At 67.4% G+C, this 23,359-nt stretch carries 13 protein-coding genes and 2 pseudogenes; 10 read left to right on the forward strand and 5 right to left on the reverse strand.

All coding sequences use genetic code 11. From position 1 onward, the window contains the following. Nucleotides 1-40: 40 nt before the first annotated feature. Together RI138_RS13735 and RI138_RS13740 are read right to left on the reverse strand one after the other, a co-directional pair. Nucleotides 41-640: an anthranilate synthase component II gene (locus RI138_RS13735; protein ID WP_311120136.1), complete on the reverse strand. Its 600-nt coding sequence runs from the start codon at nt 638-640 to the stop codon at nt 41-43. Beyond that, nucleotides 637-2,169 carry an anthranilate synthase component I family protein gene (locus RI138_RS13740; protein WP_311120137.1) on the reverse strand — a complete coding sequence of 511 codons (1,533 nt, stop codon included), beginning with the start codon at nt 2,167-2,169 and terminating at the stop codon, nt 637-639. The genes RI138_RS13735 and RI138_RS13740 overlap by 4 nt, the downstream gene beginning before the upstream one ends. Nucleotides 2,170-2,449: 280 nt before the next feature. Here RI138_RS13740 and pdxR point away from each other — a divergent pair, with 280 nt between their 5' ends. From pdxR to RI138_RS13760, 5 genes and pseudogenes are all read left to right on the forward strand, one after another. Further along, a complete protein-coding gene (pdxR, locus tag RI138_RS13745) occupies nt 2,450-3,853 on the forward strand; it encodes a MocR-like pyridoxine biosynthesis transcription factor PdxR (RefSeq protein WP_096632241.1) in 1,404 nt (467 codons plus the stop codon). After that, nucleotides 3,850-4,113, forward strand: a complete 264-nt coding sequence (locus tag RI138_RS13750) for a hypothetical protein (protein WP_311120138.1) — start codon at nt 3,850-3,852, stop codon at nt 4,111-4,113. The genes pdxR and RI138_RS13750 overlap by 4 nt, the downstream gene beginning before the upstream one ends. A 23-nt stretch (nt 4,114-4,136) precedes the next feature. Further along, nucleotides 4,137-4,250: pseudogene (locus tag RI138_RS32385) on the forward strand (transposase); the annotation flags it as partial. A gap of 52 nt (nt 4,251-4,302) precedes the next feature. After that, complete coding sequence (locus tag RI138_RS13755) at nt 4,303-4,437, forward strand: hypothetical protein (protein ID WP_311120139.1); 135 nt, start codon at nt 4,303-4,305, stop codon at nt 4,435-4,437. A gap of 149 nt (nt 4,438-4,586) precedes the next feature. Beyond that, nucleotides 4,587-5,111, forward strand: coding sequence for a DDE-type integrase/transposase/recombinase (locus RI138_RS13760; RefSeq protein WP_398862946.1), 525 nt, complete (start codon nt 4,587-4,589; stop codon nt 5,109-5,111). Here the strand turns inward: RI138_RS13760 and RI138_RS13765 are convergent. Further along, nucleotides 5,112-5,882 (reverse strand): annotated as a pseudogene (locus tag RI138_RS13765) (transposase); the annotation flags it as partial. It abuts the gene before it with no gap. A gap of 288 nt (nt 5,883-6,170) precedes the next feature. On the opposite strand from RI138_RS13765, the gene RI138_RS13770 reads away from it, so the two are divergent. Further along, nucleotides 6,171-8,384 (forward strand): tetratricopeptide repeat protein, encoded by a 2,214-nt coding sequence (locus RI138_RS13770; RefSeq protein WP_311120140.1) that lies wholly within the window; start codon nt 6,171-6,173, stop codon nt 8,382-8,384. A 529-nt stretch (nt 8,385-8,913) separates the two neighbouring features. On the opposite strand, the gene RI138_RS13775 is transcribed toward RI138_RS13770, so the two are convergent. Continuing rightward, on the reverse strand, nt 8,914-12,045 hold the full coding sequence (locus tag RI138_RS13775) for a DEAD/DEAH box helicase (RefSeq protein WP_311120141.1): 3,132 nt from the start codon (nt 12,043-12,045) through the stop codon (nt 8,914-8,916). Between the two features lie 156 nt (nt 12,046-12,201). Between RI138_RS13775 and RI138_RS13780 the strand changes: the two genes are divergently transcribed. From RI138_RS13780 to RI138_RS13795, 4 genes are read left to right on the forward strand one after another with little or no spacing between them, the layout of a single operon-like run. Beyond that, entirely contained in the window at nt 12,202-13,842 is a 1,641-nt protein-coding gene (locus RI138_RS13780; protein WP_311120142.1) for a PD-(D/E)XK nuclease family protein, read from the forward strand. Continuing rightward, nucleotides 13,839-14,993: a restriction endonuclease-related protein gene (locus RI138_RS13785; protein WP_311120143.1), complete on the forward strand. Its 1,155-nt coding sequence runs from the start codon at nt 13,839-13,841 to the stop codon at nt 14,991-14,993. The genes RI138_RS13780 and RI138_RS13785 overlap by 4 nt, the downstream gene beginning before the upstream one ends. 2 nt (nt 14,994-14,995) lie before the next feature. Next, entirely contained in the window at nt 14,996-18,262 is a 3,267-nt protein-coding gene (locus tag RI138_RS13790; protein WP_311120144.1) for a hypothetical protein, read from the forward strand. After that, nucleotides 18,256-20,751: an RNaseH domain-containing protein gene (locus tag RI138_RS13795; protein WP_311120145.1), complete on the forward strand. Its 2,496-nt coding sequence runs from the start codon at nt 18,256-18,258 to the stop codon at nt 20,749-20,751. Before RI138_RS13790 ends, RI138_RS13795 begins: the two co-directional genes overlap by 7 nt. Before the next feature lie 18 nt (nt 20,752-20,769). Here RI138_RS13795 and RI138_RS13800 read toward each other — a convergent pair whose 3' ends face one another. Next, complete coding sequence (locus RI138_RS13800) at nt 20,770-21,945, reverse strand: toll/interleukin-1 receptor domain-containing protein (RefSeq protein WP_311120146.1); 1,176 nt, start codon at nt 21,943-21,945, stop codon at nt 20,770-20,772. Nucleotides 21,946-23,359: the final 1,414 nt, after the last annotated feature.

Here is a 23,359-nt window from a genome sequence, read left to right on the forward strand (position 1 = left end):
TTCATGCCCTGCTGCCCCCTCCCCGTGTCGTGCCGCCCGGTCAGCGGGCGGGCACCGCGGGCGTGGGGCGCACGTCGCGGGCCTCCGCCAGGAAGTTCTCGAAGAGCCGAAGACCGTCGTGGGTCGTCACGCTCTCCGGGTGGAACTGCACCCCTTCGACGGCGAGCGTCCGGTGCCGCAGCCCCATGACATAGCCGTCGTCGAGCGAGGTCGCGGTAACCGCCAGCTCCGGCGGCGGCTGCGAGACGATCAGTGAGTGGTACCTGGTGACGTCCAGCGGCGTCGCGGTGCCCGCGAACACCCCGCGTCCGTCGTGCTCGACCGGGCTCGTCTTGCCGTGCATCAGATGCCTGGCGACGGCGATCTCGGCCCCGTACGCCAGGCCGATCGCCTGGTGGCCCAGGCAGACGCCGAGCATCGGCACCCGCCCGGCGAAGGCGTGCACCAGCTCGACGTGGCCGGAGTCGGCCGGATGCCCGGGGCCGGGGCCCAGGACCACAGCGTCGGGCGCCGAGCTGACCAGTTCGCCGACGGTACGGGTGCGGGAGCGCACCACCTCCGTCTCGGCCCCCAGCATGCGGAGGTACTGGTCGATGATGTGGCTGAAGCTGTCGAACGCGTCGACCAGCAGGACCCTCACTTCAACAGTTCCTCTCCGGTCAGCGCCCAGTACGTGGCGCTCATCTTGGCCAGCGTCTCGCGCCACTCGGCGGCGGGCTCCGAGTCGGCGACCACCCCGGCCGACGCCTGCGTACTGTAGTGCTCCCCGTCGTGGACGGCGGTCCTGATGCACAGCGCGAGCACCGCGAAACCGCGCACGTCGACCAGGCCGAGCGCCCCGGCGTAGATGCCCCTGGGGCTTTCCTCGATCTCGCTGATGATCTCCATGGCGCGCAGTTTCGGCGCCCCGGTCATGGTCCCGGCGGGGAACGTCGCGCAGATCGACGCCCACACGTCCGTACCCTCCCTGACCCGGCCCGACACGGTCGAGACCAGGTGGTGGACGTAGGCGAAGGGCTCGACCTCCATCATCGAGTCCACGCTCAGGGTGCCGGGCACGCAGACCCGGCCAATGTCGTTGCGGCACAGGTCGACGAGCATCACGTGCTCGGCCTGCTCCTTGGCGCTCTTCCGCAGCCCGGCCACCAGACGGGCGTCCTCTGCCGGATCGGCGGCGCGCGGCGCGGTGCCAGCGATGGGCCGCATGGAGATGTCGCCGTCCTGCACGCGCACGAACAACTCGGGGCTCGCGCCGATCACCGTCCGGCCCGCCCACGGCACCAGGTACATGTACGGCGACGGGTTGCGGTGCCGCAGCCGCTGATAGACCTGGAGCGGCGTCAGCTCCGTACCGACGTCGATGCGGTGGCCGATCTGGATCTGATAGCTGTCGCCCACGCCGATGTGGCCGAGGCACCGCTCGGCGCGCGCGAGAAACGTCTCCCGGTCCACGCTGTCCCGCACGAACAGGGGCGCGGGCGCCTCGGGCACCGGGGCGGCCACCGGCTCCTCGCCCGCCACCTCGGTCAGCGCCTCCCACAGCGGGCGTCCGGTGTCTGGGGGCAACTGCGCGCCGTGCGCGGTCAGATGGACGGCCCCGCCAGTACGCACGTCGTACCAGACCGTGCTGCGGAACAGAGTGAGCGTGCAGCGCGGCTGATCTGCCGCCGCCCACTGCTCGGGTAGCTCCTCCATGAGCCAGGCCGCCTCGTACGACAGCGTGGTCAGGAAGCCGAAGGCGAAGGTGCCGGTGGGCACCTCGGTGTCCAGCACGAAGGCGCCCTGTAGCGCGCGCAGCATGCGCCACACGTCCTCGGAACCCCGCACCGCCCACTGCCGCAGGTCGCCGTGCTCACTTCGCACGGCGCCGACGGCCCTGGTGAGAGCCGAGGCCAGCGCCACACCCAGCTCCCCGGCCGCCTCGAACTCGACCCGGTCGGCGTGGACGCGCAGCTCCGCGAGGCGTCCATAGCCCACGGCGGCGTAGTGCCGGTCCTGGTCGGGCCCGTCCAGACTCTCGAAGAGATAGGCGTCGTCCTGCTCACGGGTACGGAGCAGGGCCTCGTACAGCCGGAGCGGATCGGTGGCGGGCAGCTCGGTGGAGATCACCCGGACCCGTACGCCCCCCGCATGCGCGGGCCCCCCGGCCCGCCGCTCTGGATCCGGCACACCGCCGGATCCGGGCACGGTCAATTCTGACAACAAAGACACAGCAAGAGCCTTTCTGGTCCGACGGACCATCGGGGCTCGGAGGATGCAACGCTTACGTGCGCAGCGAGCAGTCGGGCTGGATGTCGCATGTCCCGCATGACCGGCTCGCACCGGTCCCCCCCGTGCCACCACTGACCGCCCCAGTTCCCCCCGGAGCGGCGAATGTTGTGTGCGGAACGACTTCATCAGATGTCAGAATGCCTGGCCATACCACTTCGACCGTCAGAGAGAAGACCACTTGTCGTGGCAGCTCGCACTCCCCCTGGACCGGACGTCGCGGCTCCCGCTGGCCGTACAAGTACGTGACTCACTCCGCCGTTCGGTGGAGAACGGCACCCTGCGCCCTGGCACCCGCATCCCCTCGACGCGCCAGTTGGCCCAGGATCTCGGGGTCTCCCGCAGCATCGTCGTGGAGGCGTACGAGCAGCTCACCGCCGAGGGGTACCTCCTGGCGAAGCGCGGCTCCGGTACCACCATCGCGGAGCCGCCCACTTCCCAGGCGGTCCCCACGCTCGTGTCGCCCGACCGCGACCGCGACGCCGCCGGATCGATGTGGGACCTGCGCACCGGCACCTCGGACATCGCGGCCTTCCCCCGCCAGGACTGGATCCGCTGCGTCACCGCCGTGGTCAACGACGCGGGCCGCCAGGAGCTGAGCTACGCGCCACCGTCCGGCGTGCCGCTGACCCGGCACGTCCTGACCGGCTACCTCGGGCGGGTCCGGGGCGTGCGGACACGCCCCGAGGACCTCATGCTGACCGCGGGCTTCGCCCAGGGCCTCGCCCTCATCTGCAACGTGCTCATCAACCGGGGCCACGGGGCGCTGGGCGTGGAGGACCCCGGGCACCCGGGCGAGCGCGAGTTCGTCACCAGCTCGGGGCTGCGTCCGGTGGGCATACCGGTCGACAAGGACGGACTGCGCGTGGACCTCCTGGAGCGCAGCGGCGTACGCGCCGTGCTCATGACGCCCGCCAACCATTTCCCGACCGGCTCCCGGCTCAGCGAGGCCCGCCGCCGACGGCTCATCGACTGGGCGCGCCGGGTGGACGGCTACATCCTGGAGGACGACTTCGACAGCGCCTTCCTGCACCGCTCCGACCGCGTGCCCGCGCTCCAGAGCCTGGCCCCCGAGCGGGTGGTCTACGCGGGCAGCGCGAGCAAGATCCTCGCTCCCGCCCTGCGCCTCGGCTGGCTGGCCGCCCCCTCGGAGCTGATGGCGTCGGTCGAGCACGTCAGGGCTGGCTGGGACATCGGCTGTTCCGGCATCGAACAGCTCGCCCTCGCCCGGTTCGTGGACACCGGCGCCCTCGACCGTCACCAGCGCAAGATGCGCACGGAGTTCCACAAACGCAGGGGAGTCATCCGGCGCTATGTCGCGGCCCACCTGCCCGGCGCCCACATCCTCGGCCGGGACAGCGGCCTCCAGGCATATCTCCAGCTCCCGCCGCACGTGGACGAACAGGCCCTGGTCCGCGCGGCCCGCGCCCGCTCGGTCCTGGTCCGCGGCGGCGGCTTCTACACCCTGGCGGACACCACCCGCCCCCCGGCCCTCGTGGTCAGCTACGCCTCGGTGAACTGCGCCGACCTGGGCCGGAGCCTGGTGGCGCTCGGAGCGGCCTACCGGGAGGCGGGCGGCGCGTGACCGTCGTGGGAGGGTTCGGCGCGGCCGTCCCCGACGGCCTGCGGGCCGGGCGGGTCTGGTACGCGGCCTACGGCTCCAACATCCACCTGGAGAGGCTCGCCGCCTATGTACGGGGCGGACGGCCCCCGGGCAGGGACCGGGAGTACCCGGGGTGCCGTGCCCCCGCGATGCCCGCCGCCTCCGTGCCCGTCGAACTCGACGGGGTGATGCACTTCGTCAACCTTCCCCTTGATCGTGGACACCTGGAGACTGGGACCTGAGGTTCCAGAGGAAGTAGCACCAGGTGGGAAGCAAGTACACGAAGCGGTACACCGCTGAGTTCAAGCGGGACGCGATCGCGCTCGTCGACTCCTCGGGGGAGACGGTCACCGCCGTCGCTCGGGAGCTCGGCATCAGCTCGGAGTCCCTGCGCGGCTCGTACCGCCAGGCCAAGGCGGATAGAGGCGAGGGTGTTCCCGGGAAAGCTTACGACCGCCGAGCACGAGGAGCTCAAGCGGCTGCGACGGCAGAACGCCGAACAGGCCAAGACGATCGAGGTGCTGCGAAAAGCCGCGGTGTTCTTCGCGAAGGAGAGCGATCGGTGAACGAGACGTACGCGTTCACCGAGGCGGAGAAGACCACCCACGGCGTCGCTTTCCTCTGCCGCCTGCTCAAGGTGGCACGTTCCTCGTTCTATGCCTGACTCGCCGCCGCGAAGACCCGCTCAGACCGCCGGGCCGCCGACCAGGCCCTGGTGCACGAGATCACCGTGATCCACATCGGCTCGCACCAGACTCATGGCGTCCCGCGTGTCCATGCCGAACTGCGGCGCCTGGGACGGCGAGCGAACCGCAAACGGGCCGCCCGCCTCATGCGCGAGCACGGCATCCCGGGCGTCACCCGCCACAGACGCCGTTCGCTGACCAGGCCAGACAAGAAGGCCAGGCCGGCCCCGGACCTGATCGGCCGCGACTTTCACGCCGAGACGCCCGGCACGAAGCTGGTCGGCGACATCACCGCGCTGCCGACCGCCGAGGGCTGGCCCTACCTCGCCTGCTGGCTGGACCTGGCCACCCGCGAGGTCGCTCGCTACTCGATGGCCGACCACCATCGCGCTGACCTCGTCGTGAACGCCCTCGACATGGCCCACAGCCACGGTGGACTGCAATCAGGCTGCGTGATCCACAACAATCGCGGCAGCGAGGACACCTCGACCCGATTCCACGCTCGAATACGACAGTTGGGTCTTCGCCAGAGCTCCGGGCACACCGGATCTTGATCCGGTAAGGGTGAGGTTGTGCAGGCGGGCGATGCCGAGCATGGCGTGGTGGACGCCGTCGCTCTTGAGGCGGCAGTCGCGGAGGATCTTCCAGCTCTTCATGCGGGCGAAGGTGTGCTCGACGCGGGCTCGCACCTTGCGGTGGGAGGCGTTGTGCTCCTCCTTCCAGGCCGGTAGTTCCTCGTCCTTGTGCCGACGGTAGTGCGGGATGGTCAGCCCGGTGCCCCGGTAGCCGCCGTCGGCGATCACCGTGGGGGCGGTGCCGACGACGGCCTTCGCGCCGGAGTCCTGCCAGGCCCGGCAGTCGTTGCGGTTGCCGGGCAGCGGCTTGCCGACGGCCACCACGAGGCGGGTGTCGGCGTCGATGACGACCTGGTGGTTGGTGGAGTAGCGGTAGTTCTTGCTGGAGGCGGCCACGGTCCGGTCGCGGATGGGGACCAGCGCGCCGTCCACGATGAGCACGGCCTCCTTACGGAACCGCCGCCGGGGCTGGAGGGCGAGAGCCGGCCCAAGGTGGGCGACGATCCGGTCGGCCGCCGACTTCGAGACGCCGAAGAGCGGGGCGAGTTGACGCAGGGTGAGGTTGGTGCGCCAGTACGCGGCCACCAGCAGCACCCAGTCCTCCAACGGCAGCGACCACGGTCGGCCCTTGCGGACCGGATCGGCCCCCTCACGCCGCAGCGCGGTGATCAGCTTGTTGAACTGCCGAGGGCTCAGCCCGGTGAACGGGCCTATCCACGAGGGCTCCGACGCCGCGATCACACCAGCCACGGCAAGATCATCTCACCTCTAGCCAACAGTTACGGGACAACCTCTAGGGCGCGATCGGCGCCTACAAGCTGGATCAAGTTTCCACTTTCCTCTTCTTATCGAAAATAGGAAACATCCAACTCGCCGGCTACGCCCGTGGGATGCTTCATTCGACAAAGGGCTGGCCATACTCCCGCCCCAATCGCATAGGCGTGCATCCGAAGAGCAAAAGAGCCTCACAGTCGCACCCTTCGCAGTCTCATCGGCTCGTCACTGACGACATACCACGCAACAGAGGAACTTGGAATCATGAAAAGGGATATCCTCGATTTTGGTAGCGAGCTCCGCCGGAGGCGTAGCGAGAAGAAAATCACCCTGGACACACTCTCTAAACAGGTGTTCTGCAGCCAAAGCCATCTCAGCAAGGTGGAGACAGGGAAGACTAAAGCAAACCTTCGACTAGGCAGGCTTTGCGACAATGCGCTGGAAGCAAACGGTGAACTGGCAGCGCTCATTGAGGAGGATGAACCAATGGGAAAGCGCCCCGCCGACACCACCTCGATTTTCGGCCTTCCTGCTCCGCCCTCTCATTTCGTAGGGCGCCCGCAGGAGCTGAAAAGTATCGCGGATCATCTCTCTGGCGAGCTCAAAGGCAGCCTGTGCGTAATCAGCGGTATGGCCGGCGTAGGCAAGACCGCCCTGGCGCTCCAGGGGGCCTGGGCATCGTCGGAGTACTTTCCCGACGGATGCTTCTTCCTCGACTTCAGCGAAACGTCGCCCCACAGCACGCGCGAAGTGCTCAGCTCCTTGCTCCAGCTGATCGGTGTCCCTGAAGAGCGGCTTCCTTCCCGGCCCGATGCCCTGGCCAACCTCTGGCGCAGCAGGGCCCGCGACAAGCGCCTGCTGCTCGTACTCGACAACGTGCGCTGTGCGGCGGACGTCGCTCCGCTGCTCTCGTCCGATCCCGGCTGCAAAGTGATCGTCACCAGCCAGAAACGCCTCAGCGCTCTCGACGAAGCGACCCACGTGCCCGTGGGGGTACTGACCGATACGGAGGCCGGGGCGCTGTTCCGTACGGCCGGAGGGGAGCGGGCAGCATGCGCTCCCGAAGCAGCGGGCCGCGCCGTCGTCGAGTACTGCGGCCGACTGCCACTCGCCGTCCGAATCGTCGCCGCCCGGCTCCGCAGCGGATCGATGCGGAGCGTGGCCGAGCTCGAAGTGCGGCTGTCGCACGAGGCTCACAGGCTTGAGCTGCTCGATGACGGGGACCGCAGCGTGGCCGCCGCGCTCACCGTGTCGTGCCACTGTCTGAGCGGGGAGCAGCGTCGGGTTCTCGCGCTGCTGGCATTGCATCCTGGGCCGGGCATCGATCTCCACGATGTGGCGGTCCTGGCAGACATGGACCCGCTTCGCGTGGCGACGCTCGTGGACAGCCTTGCGGACGCCCACCTGGTGACCCACGAGTCGTCGCGCCGTGTGAGCATGCATGGTCTTGTACGGCAGTTCGCCCGGGTCGAACTCCTGGCTCATCTGACGGTGGAGGAGCAGCACGCTGCCCTTCGGCGTCTGCTGGAGCATGGCCTTCGTCTCGCCGTGGCCGCGGACAAGTTGCTCACTCCCCAGCGCTTCCGGCCGCCAGTCGTCCTTGATGACTTCCCCGAGGGAGCATGGGCGTTCAGCGACCGAGCGGCAGGGGTCCTCTGGCTGGAGTCGGAGTGGCGGAGTCTCGTTGCGCTGTGCGAGACAGCCGCCGAACTGGGGCTCCACTCCTTGTGCTGGCAACTGGCTTTCGCCCTGCGCGACTTCTTCTTCCTCACGAAACGGTGGGGCCCTTGGATCGAGACCCATACGAGGGCAGTCGAATCCGCCCGCACGTCGGGGGCCCGTACCTGGCTGGCCATCAGTCTGAGCAACCTCGGCGTCGCACACTCGGACCGGGGTGACCTCACCATGGCTGTCGGCTATTTCCAGCAGGCGTTGGTGCTGTATCAAGAGCTGGGCGATGACGACGGTGTGGTGAACTCCGTCTCTAACTTGGCCTGGGCCGAGCTCTATCTGGGCGAGTACGAGAATTCCATGGACGGCCTGCGTACGGCGCTGAAGTACTACCGGCGAACGGAGAACAGGCGAAATGCCGCCATTACACTCCGCGGCATCGCGCTGCTGGAGGCAGAGCTCCAGCTCTGCCCCTCCGCCGTCGAGCACGCACAGCAGGCCCGAGCGGAATTCCATGCCTTGGGGCTGGAGCTGGATGCCGTGATGTCGGTGAACTGCGCCGCATGGGCTCATTTCCAGTCGGGCGACTACCGGGCCGCCACCGCCGGCTACAAGGAGGCCCTGGCCCTGGCCGAGAGTTGTGCCAGCAGTTATGAGGGGGCCCGTGCTCTGACCGGGCTCGGCATCATCAGTTGGGCACGTGGGCGCCACGAAGCGGCCACCGAGCTGTGGAGTCGCGCCGATGCCCTGTACGGCGGGCTCGAACCGGTAATGCTCGGGGAGGCGCGTGTCCGGCTCGCGTCCTGATGTGACATGGCAGCTCTCCGGTGCGGACGTGCTGGCAGGTCTGAAGGCGCTCCGCAAGGGCTTCGGCATCGAAGATCCCGGAGCCCTGAGCCGCGCGGGCCGCGCCCTGCGCCGAGCTGCCGGTATCGCCGAAGACAAAGGGACCGCGGAGGGTCGAGACCTGCTCCGAGGCTACTTGCGGGAGCTGATCGACACGTTGCCCCCGCATATGGCCACGCTCGGCAGAGCAGCACTGGCCCTGGACGGCCCCGACAACGAGCGCTTCGGGCAACGGCTGAGGCTGATCGCCGTGTACCTCGACCGTGACCCCCGTACCGCACGTCGGCGTGTGGACGAGGTACTCGAACGCCTGGCGGAGGCGGCCACCGTCTCACGGAGTTCACACCGGGCTGGAGGGCGCAGGGCCCTGGAGCAGGCCGAGGACGACCGCCCGGGCCGAGCTCCCGACTCCTGTCATCCGGTCCGGGGCGCGGCGCTCGGCCGACGGGCCTGGGCTGGCCCCGCGCCTTGGGCCGGATCCCGCCCGAGGTCAGTCGAGCAGGGGCGAGGACAGATTCCGATAGCCGCCCTCGTCGGCATCCGCCAGCACGATCGCCGCGGCATTCCTCACCGCGCTGTGTCGCTCGGGGTCACCGCCGACACAGTCGAGAAGGATTTCGGGGTCGGCCGCGAGAATGGCTGCGGGCGATGTCAGCCCTGCCCGCGCCAGGCTGAGGTAGACAGGTCGGCCGAGCGGGACCTCCGTGTTCCAGGCGATGGGCACCATACCTTCGACGATGCCCAGTTCGAGCTGGGTGGGCAAGGTGTCCGGCAGGTCTCCCAGACCGACGGTCGGGTGGATGAGCAGGGCGATCTCGATGACGGTCGTGATCACATCGGCGGCTCGTTGCGCCGCGTACTGGACCGGGCCGGGAAACTCCGGCCGCGTGAGCTTCGCCTGGTCGGCGATCGCGCGTTCGATGCCGGCGAGGCTGATCCCCTCCGCCCACATCAGACAGGCGATAGCGCGCCGGGCGGGGCCGATGCCGCTGCCGCTCCTCGAGGGCGGACCGATGAGCCTGGAGCACACCGTCTCAGCGACCCCGCGCTTCCTCAGCCATGCGGCGAGGCGGGCGTGTTCCTTGTACGGGGAGCGAGGAAGCTGATCGAACCGGAAGTCGCGCAGTTCGGTGGTGAGCTGAGCGGCACAGATCAGTGTGGCGTGGTTGACGCTGTCCGCAGGTACGGACCTCAGCGCGTCCGCCACGGAAGACACGGAGTCGACGCCGATACCGCTTCGAACGACCAGTCCGCCCAGGTCCGTCAGCACAATCCCGCGCGGCATATCCCCGGCTCCGACCGGCGTTCCTTTGAGGAATCCGCCGGAGATGAGCTCGCCCACCATGCGCCGGACCTCCGCACTCGGGAAGGGGTCCGGCGAGCCGCTCGTCCTGGACTGGTGAGCGGCGAAGGTTGCCGCCAGGAACCGTTCGACGTCCGGCCCCGAGCGTCGACGGGCAAGGGCAGCAGGTTCTGCAAGGCTGGCGAGGAGTACACCGCGCACATCGATGGCGGGATCGAGCAGCGCCGACCGCACCGGCTCCGGTTCTCCCCGTACGTACCGTTGCCACTTCTGTTCGCCGTCGGCGCTGCCCCGCGCCAGGATGACGGCGCGCCCCGGCCACTTCCTCTGACCGGTCCGCCCTGCCCGACCGGCCATGTTCTTGTACTCGGAGACGGAATACGGCCGACCGTCCCCGGGATGCTCCAAATCGCTGATGACCACGGCGTCCGCGGGCAGGTTGACTCCCTGGGCCAGCGTAGTCGTGGCCACGAGTACGCGCACCTCGCTCGTCCGGCTCCGGAAGGACTCCTCCAGCAGTTGTCGTTCCTCCGTTGTCAGGTCCGCGATGTGGAAGGCCACCCCGCTCTCCAGGCAGGTGCGCAAGAGGTCCGCCGTCCGTCCGCCGTCCTCACTGGACAGCCTTGCGAGCGCGGTGTGGGCAGGGGGCAGACCGAGTGTGCCCGCGAGCCGCTGCGCAATCCTGCGAGCCCCTCTACGTGTTGCCTGAAAGACGATGACCTGCTGGCCCTGCGCGACCAGTTCGGCCACCAACCGTGTCAGCTGATGGCTCTCTCCGGCGATCTCGGCCGGGCCTTCCGGCTGCAGCAACTGCTCGGCCGACTCCGTGCCTTGCCGGTCCCGATACCTGTGCAGCCCGTCCGGCCCCATCACTCCTTCGAGCAGCGGGACATCCCGGCGAGTGATCGTCACGAGGTTTGCGCGGAGCCAGCGGGCGAGCTCACGCGGTTCGCCCAGGACCGCGGACAGGCCCACGATCTGAGGCGCGCCTGTGGAGCCGCCCCTCACCCGCAGCCAGGTGAGCAGGGTCTCCAGCAGAGGGCCCCGCTCGGGCAACCCGAAGGACTGGATCTCGTCGACGACAAGGACACCCACGTTCAACAGTCCTGGGCTCCTAGGCAGCAGCCCGATGAACTTCTCGTAGGTGAGGACGGCGAGGTCGAACTCGCCCTTGACCAGCTGCGGCATCTGGTCGCTCAGCTCGCCCGTGGCTCGGATCACTCTGAATCCGAGAGGTTCATAGCGCTGCCGAAACCCTTTGTACTGCTCACTGACCAGGGCGCGGGTGGGAACCAGGAAGACTGCTTTCCTCCCGAGGGTAACCGCTCGCATGGCGCCCAGCTCGCCCACCATGGTCTTGCCCGTCGCGGTGGGGGCGCTGACGAGGACGTTCATGCCCTCCAGCAGAGCGCCCTCGTTGATGGCATCGACCTGCAGGCGGTTGAGCTTGCCCAGGCTTCCGCCCCACGCCTCCAGGACCGGATGCGGAATCCCGTAGGGCTTGAGCGACGAGAGGTCCGCGGTGGCGGGCTGCGGCCTTGTCGCGTCAGCAGTCGACAGATAGCGCGCACCCCGCACGAAGATACGCAGAGAGAAATTCGAGGAACTGACACCCAGAACGGGATTCTGGGCGTCGTGGGACATTCTCTGGCCGTGCGAACTCACACTCTTGGAGACATAGTGAGCCAACTTGAAGATATGCACCTCGCCATCATCGATAGCATCACGATGGCCGAGCAGCCCTTGAATAAGGTAATAGCTGAGCAGCCCGTGACGAACGCCCTGCTCTTCGAAAGCTTCTTGGTCCCGGCCTGCGGCGGCGATGACAAAATACCCGTCCTTGCGCAGCTCTTCGAGCCTTTTCGTCGCCGAGACAGCGCCATTGCGACTCGTGAAATCTTCCCGCGCGATATGGAGAACCTTGTCCGCGGCATGGCCCGAGAAGCAGCAGTCCAGCACCAGGAGCAGCGCACGCGCCGGGATCCGACGGATCAGTTCGGCGAGGTCGTCCAGGGGCAGGGAGCCCTTGGTGGGATCGTCCGGCGAGACGTCGTACGCGGCCAGAGCGCCGCCGGGGACACCGTGCCCGGAGAAGGCGATCACGACGAAGTCCTCATCCGTGCTGACCTCGGCCAGACATCGCAGTTCCGCTACGAGCCTCTCCTTGGTGGCGTCACTATCGAGGAGCAGAGTCGTCCTTCCCTCGAGGTTGTCGTCGAAAAGCGCACATAGCGCGATGGCATCGCGCTTCGCGAACCGCAAGCTCTTGAAATCCGACTCGTAGTAGTCGATACCGACGAAGAGCCCGTAGAACGCCATCCCACTCCTTCGAAAAATCAGGCCCCGCTGCCGATGCATTCCCGTAGGCTCCGGGCAGGACGTCGGGAGAACCGTACGATACGGCAACCCGATCAAGGAGGACAGGGAAATTTTCGAAACCGGAAGCGCACCGGAGCACCCCGAGAGGAAAGAGCCATGATCATTTCACCTGGAATCGGGGAACCACCCGCGCGCGGCGATCTCGTTCGAATTAAACCCGCCAATGTTCGAGGCGTCGAGGGGCGATGCCCTCAACGGCTGGCGGCTCAGATACGCCCCGGCACACCCCGCCCTCGCCGCTCGACCTCGATCCGCCCCCTGGTCTCATGGACACCGGGTCCTCTGCACGACGTACTGAACCTCATCGAGTTCGAACGGCTGGCTCCGGAAGACGCCTTGGCCACCTGGCGGTCCGCGCCCGGGCGTCCCGTTCACCCCGCGCTCGTCAGGTGGACCGAGCACGCCGTCCAGGGATACCTCGCCGCAGCCGCGGCCCTGCCGGCTCCGGCCGGCTCTCCTTCTGATGCACCTCTGGACCCGGTGTCGCGCCTGTGGGCCCGACAGCGTGGGCCCCTCAAGCCCGGGGCCCCGGACATGTACGAGGAGATGGTGGACGACCGACGCTATGCCGGGCACGGGGTCCGTGAACTGCGCATCTTGCGTACCGACTCCGTGCAGAACCTGCCTCGGGACGATGTGGAGATCGCCATGGCGGTGGGCGTCCTGGCAAGCGCGCGCCCGGTGCTGACCTCCCAGTGGGACAGGAAGCCGCTCCGGCTCGGGCCTTTCGAACCCGCTCGGCTGGTACGTCTCGTAGAGATCGGCTGCACCGACTCATCCCACCGCGTGCTTTTCGAAGGCACTCCCATGGAGGCGTACGCACGCTACGACGCGGCCGTCGAGGCACATGTCGACCGGATCATCGCGGGTGACTCGTATCGCCCTGGCAAGGGCTGCGGCAGGTGCGACGCCGTCGCCACCTGCCCCGCGATCCCGTCCGCGCCGGGCCTCCTCGGCTTCAGCGGATCGGGGCTCCCGCGCCGCTCGTGGTCGATGGCGACAGGGCGTACCCACCGTCGCTGCCCGGCCCGCGCACACATGGAATCCCTGTTCCTGCCGAAGGACGACCTGGCAGAGGACACTGAAGCGATCGTGCGCGGCAAAGCCGTACACGCGTGGATCGAGAGCCAACACCGTCGTACACCGCAGCGGCCCTGCGAACCCGACGACGTGCCCGGCCCACCCGAGGCGTGGCAGTACGAGGGGTGGTCGTTGACCGGGCTCCAGGCCCGGCTCGGCATCCAGATGATCGGCGACCACTCCCTCGTCTGCCCCTTGCGGGATCGGCCCGAGGACGTGGAAGTCCAGCCGGAACGGACGGTCGCCGTCTACGACCCGGATGCCGACACCGTCGTCGTCGCCAAGACCGACCTGCTCTACCGCGTGGGCGAACGGTGGACCCTGCGCGAGACGAAGACCAAAAGGGTTCCCCATGAAGGAGACCTGCTGGATCAGTTCCCTCAACTCGCGCTGGCCGTCCTGCTCGCCCGGGCGGGAGCTCTGCCGGGGAAGGGGGACTGCGCAGTGGAGATGGAACGGCTGACCGCCAGCGGTCCGGTCGTGACCGAAATCGATACCGCCGCCCCGGATGTCGTCGCCCGGGCGAGAAGCGTCCTGGAACCGTACGTAACCCCGTGGCACGCCGACGCCCGGTATCCGGCCAAGGCGGGCAAGGCCTGCGAGGACTGCCCGTTCACGCGCTGGTGCCCCGACGCGGCCGAGAGGAGGGGCACGTGACCCACTGGCTGACCGGTCCACGGGACGACTCGGCGGAGCGCGCCCACCGGGTGGTGGCCGCAGCCCTGCGAGCCGCCTACGCGTGGACGGTTCGACATCGGCAGAACGACGCCATGCGGGAGGTGGCGAGAATGACCGGCGTCGTCATGGAGGCGCATGGGCCCGGCCTCGGCCCGACGACACCGCTGGACTTCATCGACTCTCTACGACAGCGCCTTGGGCTGATGCCGGTGCTCGCCAGGAACGCGGACGAGGCGATCGCCCGGACGGTGTTGCTCGACGGCGAGGACCGGCTCACCGCGGAGGCGTACGACCTGGCATGCGAGTACGCACTGCCGGTGGGCGGGCCGTCCTCCTCGGCTTGGCTGCCCACCTGGACGAGAATGCGCTCCGACCGGATTCGTGATGAAACCTTCAAGACGCTGATCGACGGCAACGGCCAGGAGGGGTACACCGCTTCGCGCCGCTTCCTCATCGAGCACCCCGCCGGTTCCACCGCCGAACTACGGGAGCTGGTCAGCGAGACCGGGGTGAAGCTCCCCCCACGGGGATACACCGACATCCCGGCCGATCACCGCCATCGCTCGGCCGACGGCGGGACATGGTGGTGGCCGTGCCCCGTGTGCCACTGGCCGATGGCGGTGACCGGTACGACCGTACGCTGCCGGTACGTCCCCCATGCCAACGTCTACCGGCTGGCCGAGGCCACGACGCCCCGGTCCCGTCCGGCTCTGAGGAGAGTCGACGAAGGACGACCGCGATCAGCCACGCCCGGCGCCCGGCCGGGCGCCGGTTCCCGGTGTGTGGAGTACGGCGTCTGGCGATTCGTCGTCGTCCCCGGGGCGAGCGAACTCCGCATCAAGCAGCGCCTGGAGAAGCTCGGAGCAACCGTCGAGCTCTGGCCCAAGCGCGACCGGTACGACCTGCACGTCAGGGCAGGCGGCACAGAATTCAAGATCGACATCAAGGAGTATCGCTCACCCCACCGGCTGATCGACGACCTCCGGGCAAAGGCCCCCAGCGCCCGGGTCCTCCTGCCGCAGACGCACGAGTACCAGTGGGAAACCCTGAGGGTCTCCCTGCCGTCCCTGCAGATCACCACCGAGACGAAGTTCCACGCCGAAGTACGACGAGCGCTGAGGACATCATGAGCATGACCGCACCCGGGGCCGAGAGGGTGTTCCCCCGCATCATGGGCGCCGCGATCGGACTGGCCGCCAGCTTCTTCCCCATCGAGGACGGCGGCGGATTCCGACGCACGACCACCCGCGACGACGTGCTCTACGTGCTGGACGGCCACATCGCGGACTGGTCCGGCTGGCGTGACCTCTCGGCCGCCGACGCACGCCGTTTCACCAAGCTGCTACGCCGACGCCCCAACCAGATGGCCAACGCGGAAGCCGCGGGCCCCATCCTCGACAGCCTGCTCAGCAGTGGCCAGATCGCCGGTTGCAGCGTGGTCAGCGACGGCCAGAAGGAGAGCAGCGGGCAGATCTCCGTGGACCCCGGCATGCCGCTCCCCGCCTATGTCGACGGCTTCCTGCGGCAGCTCGACGAACTGCACGCGGCGAAGAACCGTGTACTCGCACCCGCCCAGGCAGGTTCGCACATGACCACGACCGGCGTCACCGGCCCGGACGGCCACCAGCAGACATTCATCGATCTCCACTACGAGATCCGGCCCCACCATCTCGACACCGGGCATCCGATCCCCGTGGTCCTCGATGCCCCGGCCCTGGAGAATTGCTGGGTCCCCTTCGACGAGTTGAAGGAGATCGCCCAGCACATCGACCAGGTCGAGCAGGATCTCGGCCGAAGCGCCTACCGCGAGAAGGCGGTGGACCGCTTCGCTCAGCGGATCCGCTCCCGCGGCAATGAGAACGTCGAGGGGCTGGACCTGACGGCCGGCAACCTCAACGAGCTCCTCGCCTACACGGGCTTCGGCAAGTCGGTCGTCCTCATCGAGACCTTCGCCTGCTGGGCCGTCCGTCAGCAGATCTCCGTGGCCTTCGTCCTGCCGACCAACGCCGACGTCGTACGGGCTGTCCACGGCATCGAAAGAGCCATGAAAACGCACGGCGTGGAGCCGGGGGGCGGTGTCGTGCCGCTCGTCTCGCCCCGATCGCTGATCAAGGTGGCCGAGACCGCGGCCGCTCGTGCCACCGAGGACGGCCCGGACGCGGACTGGATCTGGAAGCGATTCGGCTACGGCTGCGCACTCGCCGCGCTGGCCGGATCCGACGAGGCCATCGACCGCTGGCAGCCGGGCAGTGAGCCATGCGCCAAGCTGCGAAAGCCGTCCCGGAGCCGCCGGAAGATCACCACGGTCTCCTGCCCTTGGCGGACCTCCTGCGGGCGCTATCAGGCCGTGCGTGAGGCATGCACCGCAGATGTCATTGTCACCTCGCACGCGAACTTGCTGCTCGGAGTGGTTCAGGCACCGGTGGAGGACGGTTACGGCGGTGATGACCGTTTGACCGTGGAGGAGCTGCTGATGCGACGCTGTCAGATCGTCGTCATCGACGAGGTGGACAGCTTCCAGAGCACGGCGATCGACCATGCGGGCCGTCATCTCGTCCTTGACCACGCGGGTCGGACCAACACTCCCCTGCGCAAATTCGATCAGGACTTCGCGGCGACGTCAGGACGGCTCAGGGACGAAGTCGATGCCAGTGTCCGCGACGCCTATCTGACGCTCCGCTACCTGTCCGAGAACTACGTCAGCCACCTGACCTACGAGCGTCTCGGTGCCGCGGCCCCCGCCAAAGGACGGCGCCCGCGCGGGCCGGGGCGCTACTGGATGGTGCCTCGGCGGTGGGACAACTGGCTGACCGCCCGGCTCTTCGGACTCGACACCGAGGAGGTCGACGCCAAACAACTGGAAATGTTCCGCTCGCTCTTCCTCGACGAGATGCCACCCCACGACGACGAACCCAAATCCTTCAAAGCCGCCCGACAGCACCTCGCATCGGTGGTCACCGGAGGATCCGGAGGGCTGTCCCTGCCCATGGCACGAGACGCCTTGGACCACCTCGTCAAGGACCTGCCCGAGAAGCACCGGGTTCGGGTCGTCAACCGGATCCTCCGCCGGGCCATTCTGGAACGCATCCGGATATTCCTGCATCAGCTAATGGCAAACAACGCCCAACTGGTCGACATCGGGGTCGAATCCGCCCGAGACATCGCGGACGCCCTTGGCGCATACGGACGTTGGCGCATCACACCGACCGGCCCCTTGGGAAGGCTCGTCTTCGCCTTCACCGAGTACTACGACGACACCGGAGGGCAGGCGGCACGTCTGTCGACGGCAGCGTTCGGCGGTGACCCGCACACCTACACCGTGGGGCTCGGCGACACCACTGCCCTGGGGCACGCCGGAGTCCGCCGCGTCGTCCTCGGGATGTCAGCCACCTCCTACTTTCCGTACGCGCCGCACCACCACATCCACACCACCCCGAAATGGTGGGTGGCGGACGAGCAGGAGGACGCCGTGCGCGTCCTGGCGGCACGGATCGATGACGACGAGGGCCGACCACGCCGGATCTCCGGTCTGGAGGGAACCGACCGTGCCGCGGCGATCCAGCACATCGCCACGGCCTTGTGGGGCACATACCTACGGCCCGAACTGGAACGGCTCGCCACCGAGAAGCCGGGGCGCGAACGTGTACTTCTCGCCACGACGTCCTACGAGGCAGCGCGGCACGTCGCGGAAGGCCTGTTCACAGCCGGCGTCGACTCCACGCGCATCTGCCTGGCGGTAAGGCCGGGCTCCTATGCGGACGACCAGGAAGCAGCCGTGGACGTCGGCCGATGGCGGGAACTACCGGCCGACCGGTTGGAGGGGTTCCCCGCTGTCGAGGGGGCCGACATCCTGATCGCTCCCCTGGCCAGGGTGCAACGGGGGGTGAACATCATCGGGGAAGGCGACAAGTCCGCCCTGGGGTCGGTGTGGCTAATCGTCCGGCCGATCCCTCTGATCGACGAGCCGTCGGAACTCGTCGCGCACATCCAGGCACGAGCACTGCGCGAGCACCGCGGCCCGTCCAGCGACCCCCAGGCTCTGCTGGCACAACGCCGCAAGGTGGCCGGCCAGTACCTCGACGAAATCATCCGCCGCCCGCCCTACTTTCAGGCCCAGCCCCTCGACGTCAAGCTCGGCGTGGTGGCCGAGATCATCAATGGAGCCGTACAGCTCATCGGCCGTGCACGGCGTGGCGGCACCGACGCGACGCTGCATCTGGTGGACGGGGCCATGCTCGACCCCGAGGGCGGTACCGACCTGGCGACGCTGATTCTCAAGTTGCGGGACAGGTGGCGCACCGAGGGCGTCCTGCCCGCGATGCAGCAGTACTACGGCACAACCCTCAATGCCTTCTTGACATACGCGGAACACCCCGACGCCGGAGGCGCCCAGTGTTGATCACCCTCGCCTACCGCGTGCCACGACAGGACATGGACTCCCTGCTGGGCTCCATCACCGCCTACCCCCTCACCGCAGACTTCGGGAAAGCATGGGCGGACCTGCCCAAGCGGGAGAACCAACGGCAGCCGCGCTACTCCGCCCTGGCCACCGGGCTGGTTGCCGCCACCGGCCAACCCGTCAAGTTGTTCGGAGAACGCGATCTCGCGGAGGAGGAGCAGTCAGCAGGCAGCCGCATGTTGCTCCTCACCAGCAACGCCGCTCTCGACAACCGGCTGCGGGTCGCTGTAATGGCCTGGGAAAGGCATATCCGTGACGGGAAGAAGACCCCGCTCCTCCCCGGGCTGCTGCCCGCCCCCGAGCCAGCGCGCTCCTTCGCCGACTTCGTGAAATTCCGTCCAGGCCGGGTTCCGGTCATGCCCGGCTGGGTGTTCCGTACGGCAGAGTGGCAGGTGATGCGGCAACTGGCCGGAGTACCCATGCGCATCGACGACCGAGCGCCCGTCCATCTGTCCATGGACACTGACGGGTCCCTCCTGGCCTGGGATCCCGGCGATCTCCTCGCCAACCGAGCCGGATCGGCTTTCAGCATGCACAAGGTGACCGCACGGCTGACCACCCGGGCCGGCGTCGAGGACCCCGTCCTCTGCTTCGACGCTCACCTTTCCAGGATCTCGCCCCAGGGGGACTGGGCGAAGAACGTGTGGATCGAGCGGAACGAGGAAGACTCTCCCATCCTCAAACTCCCGCTACGGCGCCGCCCGGACAGAGAGACCGGCAAGTGGCGCAGCCATCTCGATCCCGCCATCGCGAAGATCATCGAGGCATGTCAGTTGTCAGCACTGGACATTCCGGATGAGCTACCACCCGTTCCTGGGGCGATCAGGCCTCAGATAGCGAGCACCCGGTTCCACGCGCTGGGAAGCGGCCCCGGCCCCAGGTTCATGCTTCGACTGCACGAGCACATCATGTCCACTCTTCCCCTGCTCGTACCTCTGCCCTACGAGGTGGACAAGAGGATCAGGCTCGCGCCTCGCGTAACGAGCTACCCGCCCGACGGCCTCCCTGCCTCCGCAGTCGGACCGAGCGGATTCCGAAGGGCCACTCTGGCCTGCGTCTACGCCACGCCTGCAGGCCGCGACCGTATGCTGGCCGAACTCGAGGAGCTGGCCGGACAGCCTGTGAAGCCGACGTCCGATAAACAGCCCGTCCACGTCAACTCCCGCATGGACGTGGTCACCCGCCACTGCCCGGAGCTGCTCGCCCACGACACCGTGAATCGCACGGCCTCTCTCAGGTCGCTGAACCTTCCGTCCGGTGACGACCACTTGGTCGCAGCCTGGCTGGAGACCGAGTACCACCCTGACGTACTGCGGCCCGAGATCGATGCCAAACCGCATCTGAGGCGCCTGCTGGGGCACTTGGGGGTACCGGCCCAGTTCCTTGCAACCGAGCCCACCGTCCTCCCGCCCAAGACCAACCCGTCCAGTACCGAAACCAAGAAGTACTCCGCCCGGGCCGCCCTGCGCGACCTGTTTCGGGCCGCGGGAGTCCTGGACAACCGGCTGCTGGACTCCGTGATCGCGGGCGGACGACCTCACGGGCTCGCCAGGAAGGCACTGCTGGTCGGCATCCATGCCCGCAGACAGCAGACGGGAACGGAAGGCAAGCCGCTGGTTCTCACCATGGTGGCGTTGTACGTCGACCCCGACGACCTGGCGAGCTGCCAAGTGCTGGTCCACAGCGACCGGAGGCAGGCATGGGTGCGTAGTGCCGAGGGTGTGGCGGACTTTCACTCCGGTGCCATCGGAACCACCCGTTTCGGCCGCACAGGAGAGAAGGCGGAGCTGACACGGGATGTGGTCGAGGCCAGACTCGGCGAACTTCTCGCCATGACCCCTGACGGCACCCCCATGGTGATTTTCGTGGACACCCAGGAGACCCGGACCATCTGGCCGGGACTGCAGAACGCACAGCTGAATGCCGGCCCGCTCCCCGGGGACAAGGTGCGTGGAGGCGTTGCCGACATCGCGGTCGTCCGCCTGAACACCGAGCTCAGTGAGATCGGGCGCCCCGTCACCCGACGGGAGAAGGCGAACATGCCGAGCGACCCGGCCAAGCCCGCCGCACCGGACCGCAAGGTGTACCGGCTCCCGGACGCCGACGGGCGCTGCTGGCTCTTCGCAGGCCGATCCGCGTCGATCAAGGCCAAGGGCGGAGACCGGGGAGCTTTCTACACCCGATGGACCTTGCCCGACGGGCTCACCTCCCAACTCGCCGTCCCGTGGCACTCGTACACAGGGAAGGAGATCGTGGTGGTGAGCCCGGGGTCGTGGGCTCCCGAGCAGCTGGCGGGTCTGACGGCAAGCCTCTGCGAGCAGGCCATCTCCTGGGACGACCGGACGCAGATGCCCGTACCGCTCCATCTGGCGACCGTCATCGACTACGACCACCCCGACTACCGGGTGTCGGGGGACGAGGACGCCTGAGGGCTCCGGTACCGCCGTTCAGGACTCGGCACCGCTCAACGGCTTGAGCACCCCGGCCGGCAGCTGACCGAGCGGTGGCCGGGAGTACTTCGGTACTCCCGTCATCGCCCGCAGCAGGTCATCGATGCCCCCCGAGGTGAGCTCCGTGACTTCGTAATGGTCCGACGTCCATGGCTGCAGCATCTCGGGGATGTTGTCCACCAGTTCATGAGGCAGGACAACGGGCAACACCTTGGCGGTCCACTCGTCGCGGTACACATGGAGCCGCTCATTGATGAGCCGGGACTCGCTCCGGATCCCCGGGTGCTCACGCCCGCGCAACTCGCCGTCGAACGCTTTGCGACAGATGGGGGAGGCAAGGACGATGACGAAATCAACCTGGTCGATGCGCTCCCGTGCCCAGATACCCCAGTCCCCGCGCTTTCCTTCCTCATACCGGTCCATGTGCACGCCGACGCCATTCTCGGCAAGAAGGTTGCCGAACAGCCTGGCAGTTTCCTTGTGCTGTAGCGAGTCGTGCGCGTAGCAGATGAAAACGGAAGGGCAGTACTCCTGGCTCGGGTCTTCGGTGGCAGCCGACAGCGAAGGCGCCACGCCCCTCAGGCCCTCCCGGGGCGGGACCAGACTCAGTCGAAAATCGACTGGCACCTGTGTGGGCCGGTATTCGACATCCGGGAGGACCGACAGGTCGTATCGAGCGGAGCATTCCACTCGTTGCTCAACCTGCCCGGCGGGGGTGAGCAGGACGACCCAGGCAGCGTAGGAGCCGGGACGGACACCGGCCCCGCCGAGCGACACATGCCTCCACCGCACGCTGTTGCCGCCGGCGCCGAACATGTCGACCCTGTCCGTGGTCGCCGGAAGCAGGACCTGGGTGGACACATCGCCCTCGCTCGGGACGAAGTTCAGGAACCGGTTGAGCACGTAGGGCTTGGGAGTCTCTGGAGACGTACCGAAGCGAGGAAGAGCATCGACGACGACGGCCTGATCACTCGTTTCCCCGGAGAGAAATTCGAAAGAAATTTCGAACCAAGGCATCCCGGGGCAATCGGGATCGATTTCGAGATCGTAATTGATCTTGACCAGGTGGGCGTCGTATCCGTCAAACATATTCGACGGCGTATCGATGCTATCCACCTGCCAGCTGCGCAGATACGTCGAGCCCACACTGACACCGTTCGGCGCGGGATCCATCCTCCTGCCGCCCTCATGCACAACAGTGAGGTCGATGTGGACGCGCCTCTGTGGATCCACTGATGCACCTTTCGATGGTCCGCGATGGCGCCACACTAGGCCACTCGCCGCCTCACGGCCCCCCGCTGCTCCAATGTCAGACATCTGTCAACTTTCGACCGATCTCAAATAAGTGACGCCTTCTGCGGTAGCGACATCACCCAGCCCCGCACATGGAACCGCGCTGTGGGACTCGACCGCCAGTGAAGCTTCGCCACCATTCTCTGCGACGCTCGGAGCCAGGTCTGCACTTGCTAAAAATAGATCATTCACTCGACTGCTCACGCGCTTCGCTCGAACTGAAGCCGAGCCGGAGAAGCCGCGGAGGCAACTCCACGCCTGAGCGGCAGGTCGCCGAGCCGCCCGCCGCGAGAGACGTGAAATCGCCAATGGAGATCTGAAGGGCGACCGGACGCAGACGAGAACGGCTCGGCTGGCGGCGCACCCTACCGAGGAAGCGTAGGGCGCGGCCAGCTGTTAAGTCACCACAAGATCAAGATCGCTAGGCCCAGGCCACGGACAGCACAAGCGACGCCGGGGCTCGGACACTCCCGCAGGCCTCCTGACACTTCATCACGCACAGCTGTCCACCGACCGTCCACCAGGAGGCAAGCCCCAGGCGAATTCCGCAACTCGGTCGATCAGAGCAGCAGGTCAAAGCCTCGCGACCAGCAATCAATGACTGCGAGAAAGGTGCGGCGACTCGTATCGCATGCGCGGCCGTGAACTCCGACGCATCCCGACGACAACCAAGACGGCTGAACACACAATGAGAAGACACCTGGGTCACTTTTGACCCGCCCAAACCGGGTCACGATTCACCCGCCGTCGACAGCGTGAAACTGTCAGCACCAAACAGTCCCGACGGCGCCGGCAGCCCCATCGGAGACCGCTGGATTTCACCCGTTGGCCCGGGGTGGCGAGAGCCCCCTGACGGAGTTTCACGCACGACTGTCCACCGGCTGTCCACCGGGCCCCGTTGCACCAGCCCGGCCCGTCCTGCACAAGCAGGCAAAAGACCAGTTCAGAGCCTTGGTTCGTCGATCTCGTCACAGAAACGAACCTCCGGCCTACGCATTGCGATGCACAGCCCCAAGAGGCGCAACCGGGTCGATTCCAAGGTCATCCGAAAAAAGAAACCCCAGGTCACGGTGAGTGGGTCCTGGGGTTAATTCGAGCCGCCTTCGGGATTCGAACCCGAGACCTACGCATTACGAGGGCCTGCAAGATCATCCTGGCTACTACCGGGCGGTGCCGCAGAATCCCGTCTTACCAGGTCAGAGACCTGCAACCCCGATCGGTATGATGCCTAATCCAGACGGTGCCGTCCCATCCGCTCACGCATCGCTCACGCAGGCTGGCCACTCGTGACCGC

Origin of the sequence: Streptomyces durocortorensis (genome assembly GCF_031760065.1) — a bacterium.
GTDB lineage: Bacteria > Actinomycetota > Actinomycetes > Streptomycetales > Streptomycetaceae > Streptomyces.

Bases quoted from the DNA above. Each gene is read 5' to 3' on its own strand.
- RI138_RS13770 (WP_311120140.1), top strand. From the start codon at position 6,171: ATGAAAAGGGATATCCTCGATTTTGGTAGCGAGCTCCGCCGGAGGCGT.
- RI138_RS13775 (WP_311120141.1), bottom strand. From the start codon at position 12,045: ATGGCGTTCTACGGGCTCTTCGTCGGTATCGACTACTACGAGTCGGAT.
- RI138_RS13780 (WP_311120142.1), top strand. From the start codon at position 12,202: ATGATCATTTCACCTGGAATCGGGGAACCACCCGCGCGCGGCGATCTC.
- RI138_RS13790 (WP_311120144.1), top strand. From the start codon at position 14,996: ATGACCGCACCCGGGGCCGAGAGGGTGTTCCCCCGCATCATGGGCGCC.
- RI138_RS13800 (WP_311120146.1), bottom strand. From the start codon at position 21,945: ATGGATCCCGCGCCGAACGGTGTCAGTGTGGGCTCGACGTATCTGCGC.